Source organism: Oryzihumus sp. (assembly GCF_036391795.1).
In the GTDB taxonomy this organism is placed as follows: Bacteria; Actinomycetota; Actinomycetes; order Actinomycetales; family Dermatophilaceae; genus Oryzihumus.
On the sequence record NZ_DASVZH010000085.1, the window covers coordinates 1 to 7,506 of the forward strand.

5 protein-coding genes are annotated in these 7,506 nt (G+C 73.1%); all 5 read left to right on the forward strand.

Going from position 1 to position 7,506, the window contains the following annotated elements:
• The first annotated feature begins 165 nt into the window (after positions 1 to 165).
• The 5 genes from VF825_RS04990 to murD are packed head-to-tail and all read left to right on the forward strand — an operon-like array spanning position 166 to position 7,413.
• Positions 166 to 1,884, forward strand: coding sequence for a penicillin-binding protein 2 (locus tag VF825_RS04990; protein ID WP_331110774.1), 1,719 nt, complete (start codon positions 166 to 168; stop codon positions 1,882 to 1,884).
• A 12-nt stretch (positions 1,885 to 1,896) separates the two neighbouring features.
• Positions 1,897 to 3,468: a UDP-N-acetylmuramoyl-L-alanyl-D-glutamate--2,6-diaminopimelate ligase gene (locus tag VF825_RS04995; protein ID WP_414695774.1), complete on the forward strand. Its 1,572-nt coding sequence runs from the start codon at positions 1,897 to 1,899 to the stop codon at positions 3,466 to 3,468.
• Entirely contained in the window at positions 3,465 to 4,859 is a 1,395-nt protein-coding gene (locus tag VF825_RS05000; protein WP_331110778.1) for a UDP-N-acetylmuramoyl-tripeptide--D-alanyl-D-alanine ligase, read from the forward strand. The genes VF825_RS04995 and VF825_RS05000 overlap by 4 nt, the downstream gene beginning before the upstream one ends.
• Entirely contained in the window at positions 4,856 to 5,938 is a 1,083-nt protein-coding gene (gene mraY / locus VF825_RS05005; RefSeq protein WP_331110780.1) for a phospho-N-acetylmuramoyl-pentapeptide-transferase, read from the forward strand. Before VF825_RS05000 ends, mraY begins: the two co-directional genes overlap by 4 nt.
• On the forward strand, positions 5,935 to 7,413 hold the full coding sequence (gene murD, locus VF825_RS05010; protein WP_331110782.1) for a UDP-N-acetylmuramoyl-L-alanine--D-glutamate ligase: 1,479 nt from the start codon (positions 5,935 to 5,937) through the stop codon (positions 7,411 to 7,413). Before mraY ends, murD begins: the two co-directional genes overlap by 4 nt.
• The last annotated feature ends 93 nt before the right edge of the window (positions 7,414 to 7,506 follow it).

The following is a 7,506-nucleotide window of genomic DNA, read 5'->3' on the forward strand; positions in this document are numbered from 1 at the left end:
CCGGCCCCGCAGCGCCAGGGCGGTGCGACCGGCGGCGGGGGAGCGGGCACCACCCGCCGTCCGCGGCAGGGACCTCCGAGCGGTTCCGGGCCACGCCCTCCCCGCCGGCCGGCCAGACCGGTCCGGCTCGGCGTCGCGCACCCGCACCGTCGGGTGCGTTTCGTCATGCTCGCGGTGCTCTTCGTCTTCAGCATCTTCGGCGCCCAGCTGGTCAAGATCCAGGCGCTGGACGCCAAGAAGATGGCCACGGCGGCGCTGGGCAGCCGGCTCTACACCGTCACCGTGCCCGCGATGCGCGGCGACATCACGGACGCCAACGGCGTGGTCCTCGCGACCAGCATCGAGCGCCGCAACATCACCGCCGACCAGACCGCGGTGCCGGAGTACCAGAAGACGGTCGACGGGCACCTGACCAAGGTCGGCGTGGCCGGCGCGGCGCAGGACCTCGCCCCCCTCACCGGCAAGTCGGTCGAGGAGCTCACGACGATCCTCACCGGCACCCGGCGCTTCACCTACGTCGCCAAGGGCCTCTCGCCGCTGACCTGGCGCCGGATCAACGAGCTGGGCATCCCCGGCATCTACAGCGAGCCCACCAGCCAGCGCACCTACCCCACCTCGACCGCGGCCGCCTCGCTCGTCGGCTTCGTCGGGGGTGACGGCACCGCCGGCGGCGGCCTCGAGCTGCTGATGAACAGCCGGCTGAGCGGCAAGCCGGGCACCCAGACCTACGAGCGGGCGCGTGACGGCCGGATGATCCCCACGGGGGAGCAGTCGATCACCCCGGCCGTGCCCGGCCACACGGTGCAGATGACGATCAACAGCGACCTGCAGTGGTACGCCCAGAACGCCATCGCCCAGAAGGTGCAGCAGACGAGGGCACTCTCCGGGACCGTCGTCGTGATGAACGTCCACACCGGCGACCTGCTCGCCGTCGCCAGCTACCCGACCTTCGACCCCAACGACATCGCCCACGCCAAGGGAAACCTCGACAACCGCGCCTTCGACGAGGTCTACGAACCGGGTTCCACCGGCAAGGTGATGACCTTCTCGGCGGTCCTGCAGGAGGGTGTGGCCAACCCCGCGACGCCGGTCACGGTGCCCAACACGCTGCCGCGGGCGGGCACGACCTTCCACGACGCCGAGAACCACGGCATCGAGCACCTGACCGCGGCCGGGGTGCTGGCCCAGTCCAGCAACATCGGCACCATCGAGCTGGGCGAGAAGGTCCCGGCGAGCACGCTGCACGACTACTTCACCAAGTTCGGCATGGGCCAGGGCACCGGGATCCACTTCCCGGGCGAGAGCCCCGGCCTGCTCACGCCGGTCCAGGACTGGAGCGGCTCCCAGCGCTACACCGTGATGTTCGGCCAGGGCCTGTCGGTCAACGCCATCCAGGCCGCAGGGGTGTTCCAGACGATCGCGAACAACGGCCTGCGGATGCCGCCCTCGCTGATCAAGGGCATCCGCAACCCCGACGGCTCCCTGAGCGCCATCACCCGGCCCACGCCGGTCCAGGTGGTCTCCCCGGCGGTGGCGGCCCAGGTGCGCACGATGCTCGAGGGCGTGGTCAGCAGCGAGGGCACCGCCCCGGAGGCCCGGGTCGAGGGCTACCGCGTCGCCGGCAAGACCGGCACGGCGGACCGTTATGACCCGGCGCTCGGGCGCTACAACGGCAAGACGGCCTCGTTCATCGGGTTCGCCCCGGCCGACAAGCCCGAGCTCGTCGTGGCCGTGACGGTGCAGCGGCCGACGACCAGCTACTTCGGTGGCGTCGTCGCGGCCCCGGTGTTCTCGCAGGTCATGACCTACGCGTTGCAGGCCTACAAGATCGCCCCGACCGGGACGACTCCGCCCACCATCAAGCTCCGGACCGACGGGCAGTAACGTCTCCCCGTGGTGAGTGTGGCCCCCCGACCCCAGTTCCCCCGCGCGACGAGCCTGACCGAGGTCGCTGCGTGCGCGGGTGCCCCGGCGACGGCCGGTGCCGCCGACGTGCAGGTCACCGGGGTCACGCACGACTCCCGGGCCGTCCGAGCCGGTGACCTGTATGCCGCGCTGCCGGGTGCGAACGCCCACGGCGCCGCGTTCGCGGCGGGCGCCGTCGGCCTCGGCGCCCGCGCGGTGCTGACCGACGAGGCCGGCGCGGCGCTGGTCGCGGGCTCGGAGGTGGCCGGGCAGGTGGCGGTCCTGGTGGTGGCCGACCCCCGGGCCGTGATGGGGCACGTGGCCGACCTCGTCCACGGCCGCCCCAGCCGCTCGCTGACGATGCTGGGAGTGACCGGGACCAACGGCAAGACCACCACGGCATACCTGCTCGACTCGGCGCTGCGCGCCCTGGGGCGCACCACCGGCCTCATCGGCACCGTCGAGACCCGGCTGGGCGACGAGCGTGTCAAGTCCGTCCGCACCACCCCGGAGTCCAGCGACCTGCACGCGCTGCTCGCGGTGATGGTCGAGCGCGGCGTGGACACCTGCACGATGGAGGTGTCCAGCCACGCGCTGACCCTGCACCGGGTCGACGGGGTCGTCTACGACGTCGCGGCGTTCACGAACCTCTCGCAGGACCACCTCGACTTCCACGGGACGATGGAGGAGTACTTCCTCGCCAAGGCCTCGCTGTTCACGCCCGAGCGGTCCCGGCGCGGCGTGGTCTGCGTCGACGACGCCTGGGGTGCGCGACTGGCCCGCGAGGCGACGGTCCCGGTGCTGACCGTTGGCTCCGACGCCGCGGCCGGCGCCGACTTCACCCTGGAGCCGGTCGAGGGTGACGACGCGGCGTTCACGCTGCGCTCGGCCGAGGTCGTGCTGCACCTGCGCTCGGCCCTGCCCGGCGACTTCAACCGGGTCAACACCGCCGTCGCCGCGGTCGTCCTGCTCTCGAGCGGCCTGGACGCCGGCACCGTGGAGAAGGCCCTCGCCGCCGACCCGCACGTGCCCGGCCGGATGGAGCGGGTCGTGCCCGGGGGCGCCGACCCGGCCGCCCTGCCGCTGGCGGTCGTGGACTTCGCCCACACTCCCGACGCCGTGGCTGCGGCGCTGAAGTCGTTGCGCCACAACACCTCTGGCCGCCTCGTCGTCGTGCTCGGCGCCGGTGGCGACCGTGACCGGGCTAAGCGGGCACCGATGGGCGAGGCCGCCGCCGACCAGGCCGACGTGGTCGTGGTCACCGACGACAACCCGCGCTCCGAGGACCCGGCCACGATCCGCGCCGCGGTGCTCGAGGGCGCCCGCGACCGGGCCGCCCGGCCCGGCGGCGCCGCCGAGGTGGTGGAGGTGGCCGGCCGCGCCGACGCCATCCGCCGCGCGGTCGGCTACGCCACCAGCCCCGACGACACCCTGGTCGTCGTGGGCAAGGGCCACGAGACCGGCCAGGAGGTGGCCGGGGTGGTCCACCCGTTCGACGACCGCGAGGAGCTGCGCGCAGCCTTGATGACCCACCAGGCACCCCACGGCACGGTGGCCCCGTGATCCCGCTCCGGCTCACCGACATCGCCCGGGTCACCGGCGGCGTCCACCACGGCGAGGACGTCGTCGTCGACGGCCCCGTGGTGACCGACTCCCGCGAGGCCGCCGCCGGCAGCCTCTACGTCGCCCGGGTGGGCGAGGCCGCCGACGGGCACGCCTTCACCGGCGCGGCCCGGGACCGCGGCGCCGTCGCTGCGCTGACCACCCGCGAGGTCGACGAGCTGCCCTGCGTCGTCGTCCCCGACATCCAGGACGGGTTCGCGGCCCTCGCCCGGCACCTCATCGACGCCAGCCCCGACCTCACCGTCATCGGCATCACCGGCTCCTCGGGCAAGACGAGCACCAAGGACCTCATCGCCTCGGTGCTCTCCGGGTGCGGTGAGACGGTGGCGACGGAGGCCTCGCTCAACGGCGAGGTCGGCGTGCCCCTGACCATCTGCCGGATCACCCCGACCACCCGCACCCTCGTGCTGGAGATGGGCGCCCGCGGGATCGGCCACATCGCCTACCTCACGCAGGTCGCCCCGCCGCGCATCGGCGTCGTGCTCAACGTCGGCACGGCCCACGTGGGCGAGTTCGGCTCGCGCGAGGCGATCGGCCGGGCCAAGTCCGAGCTCGTCCGGGAGCTGCCCGCCGACGGCCTCGCCGTGCTCAACGCCGACGACCCGGTGGTGGCCGGGATGGCCGAGGTGACCCGTGCCCGCGTGGTCCGCTTCGGCTCCGCGTCCGGGGCCGACGTGCGCGCCGAGGACGTCGCCCTCGACGACGCCGGCCGGGCCGGGTTCACGCTGGTCACCGCGCAGGGCCGCGTCCCGGTGCAGCTCGGCCTCTACGGCGAGCACCACGTCTCCAACGCCCTGGCCGCCGCCGCGGTCGCCCTGGAGACCGGTATGCCGCTCGCGGACGTCGCCGCGGCCCTCACCGCGGCCCGGCCGGCCAGCCGGCACCGCATGGAGGTCCACGAGCGCCCTGACGGTGTGACGCTGGTCAACGACGCCTACAACGCCAACCCCGACTCGATGCGCGCCGCGCTCAAGGCCCTGGTCGCGATGGGGCACGGCCGGCGGACCTGGGCGGTGCTGGGGGAGATGCTCGAGCTCGGCGAGGAGTCCACCGTCGAGCACGACGCCGTCGGCCGGCTGGCGGTGCGGCTCAACGTCTCGCGCCTCGTCGTCGTCGGCGAGGGCGCCCGGGCCATGGACAGCGGCGCGCGCCAGGAGGGCTCGTGGGGCCAGGAGTCCACCTGGGTCCCCGACGCCGACGCGGCGTACGCCCTGCTGCAGCGCGAGCTGGAGCCCGGCGACGTCGTCCTGCTCAAGTCCAGCAACGCGGCTGGGCTACGGTGGCTCGGCGACCGGCTCGTCGGGGGCACTGACTCGGAGGTTTCATCGTGAAGGCCGTACTCCTGGCCGCCGCCATCTCGTTGGTGGTCGCCCTGCTCGGCACCCCGATGTTCATCAAGTTCCTGGTCCGGCAGGGCTACGGGCAGTTCATCCGGGACGACGGCCCGACCTCGCACCACACCAAGCGCGGCACGCCGACGATGGGCGGCGCGGTCATCATCGGCGCATCGCTGTCGGCGTACTTCCTCTCGCACCTGCTGACCCTGACGCCGCTGACGATGAGCGGGCTGCTCGTGCTCTTCCTCATGGGCGGCCTGGGCCTCGTCGGCTTCCTCGACGACTACATCAAGATCTCCAAGCAACGCAGCCTGGGCCTGCGCTCGGGGGAGAAGCTGGCCGGCCAGACCCTGGTCGCGGTCATCTTCGCGGTGCTCGCACTGCAGTTCCCCAACAGCCACTTCCGCACCCCGGCCGCGCCGTTTGTGTCGTTCGTGCGGGACACCCCGGTCAACTTCGCCTTCGCCGGCACGCTGCTCGGGCTCATCCTGTTCGTCATCTGGGCCAACCTGATGATCGCCGGCACCAGCAACGGGGTGAACCTCACCGACGGCCTCGACGGCCTGGCCACGGGCGCCAGCGTGATGGTCTTCGGCGCCTACGTGCTCATCGGCATCTGGCAGTTCAACCAGAACTGCCAGACCAACCCCGGCACCAAGTGCTACGAGGTCCGCGACGCCCACGACCTCGCCCTCGTGGCGGCGTGCGTCATGGGCGCCTGCTTCGGCTTCCTGTGGTGGAACGCCTCGCCGGCCAAGATCTTCATGGGTGACACCGGGTCGCTCGCGCTCGGCGGCGGCCTGGCCGGCCTGGCGATCACCACCCGCACCGAGCTGCTCGTGGTGATCCTCGGCGGCCTGTTCGTCATCATCACCCTGTCGGTCATCATCCAGGTCGGCTCCTTCAAGCTCACCGGCAAACGGGTCTTCCGGATGGCACCACTGCAGCACCACTTCGAGCTGGTGGGGTGGAACGAGGTCACGATCGTCATCCGCTTCTGGATCATCGCCGGCCTGTTCGTCGCGCTGGGGCTGGGCGTCTTCTACGCCGAGTGGGTGGCGGGCGCGGCATGACCCGGCCGCTGGACACCTACGAGCCGCGCCCCGGCCTGACCCACCGCGACGCCGACTGGTCCGGCCTGCGCGTGCTCGTCGTCGGCCTCGGGGTGAGCGGCTTCGCCGCCGCCGACGCGCTGCTCGAGCGGGGTGCCGTCGTCGCCGCGACCAGCCCCGACGTCAGCGAGGCCATCACCGAGCGGGCCCGGATCCTGGACATCCTCGGCGCCCGGCTGCACCTGGGTGAGGACGCCGTCGCCGTCCCGCCGGAGGGCACCGAGCTCGTCGTCACCTCGCCCGGGGTGCGCCCCGACAACCCGCTGCTGGTCGCGGCGGCCGCGGCCGGCATACCGGTCTGGGGCGAGGTCGAGCTGGCCTGGCGAATGCGCGCCAGGACCGGCGCGGCGCCCTGGCTGACGGTCACGGGGACCAACGGCAAGACCACCACGGTCAACATGCTCGCCTCGATCCTCACCGCCGCGGGCCTGCGCACCACCAGCGCGGGCAACGTCGGCACGCCGATCCTGGAGGCCGTGCTCCACCCCGAGCCCTACGACGTCATCGCCGTCGAGCTGTCCAGCTTCCAGCTGCACTGGTCACGGTCCATCTCCGCGGTCGCCTCGGCCTGCCTGAACGTCGCCCCCGACCACCTCGACTGGCACGGCTCGCTGGAGGAGTACCAGCGCGCCAAGGGCCGCATCTACGAGAACACCCAGGTGGCCTGCGTCTACAACGTGCAGGACCCGGTGACCGAGCAGCTGGTCATGGACGCCGACGTGGTCGAGGGCTGCCGCGCCGTCGGCTTCACCCTCGGGGTGCCCGCGCTGTCGATGGTGGGCCTGGTCGACGACGTGCTGGCCGACCGGGCCTTCGTCGAGCAGCGCCAGACCTCCGCCGCCGAGCTGTGCACCCTCGCCGACCTTCAGGGCGAGGCCCCGTCGGTCGCGCCGCACTACGTCGCCAACGCCCTCGCGGCCGCCGCGCTGGCCCGGGCCTACGGCGTCGCTCCGGTGGCCGTCCGCGACGGCCTGCGCGACTTCCGCCCCGACGCCCACCGCATCGCCGACGTCGCGTTCGTCGACGGCGTGCGCTTCGTCGACGACTCCAAGGCCACCAACCCGCACGCCGCGGCCGCCTCGCTGCTGGCCTTCGAGCACGTGGTCTGGGTCGCCGGCGGGCAGCTCAAGGGTGCCGACATCGACGACCTCGTCGCCACGGCGAAGGGCCGGCTGCGCGGGGTGGTGCTCATCGGGGCCGACCGCGCCCGCATCGCCGACGCCCTGGCGCGACACGCCCCCGACGTCCCCGTCGTCGACCTCGACAGCACGGACACTGGCGTCATGGACACGGTGGTGGAGCAGGCGATCGCCCTGGCGCAGCCGGGCGACGTGGTGCTCCTGGCCCCCGCCGGCGCGTCCCTGGACATGTTCACGAGCTACGGCGCGCGCGGCGACGCGTTCGCCGACGCGGTGCGGCGCCGGGTGCAGCGGTGACCCAGGAGGCGGTCCGCCGGGTCGAGTCGACCGGGCGCGGTCGGTCCGAGCACCCGCTCGCGACCTACCACGTGATCCTCGGCGCGACCCTGC

Coding starts and splice junctions, on each gene's coding strand:
- VF825_RS04990 (WP_331110774.1), top strand. CDS start 166: ATGCTCGCGGTGCTCTTCGTCTTCAGCATCTTCGGCGCCCAGCTGGTC.
- murD (WP_331110782.1), top strand. CDS start 5,935: ATGACCCGGCCGCTGGACACCTACGAGCCGCGCCCCGGCCTGACCCAC.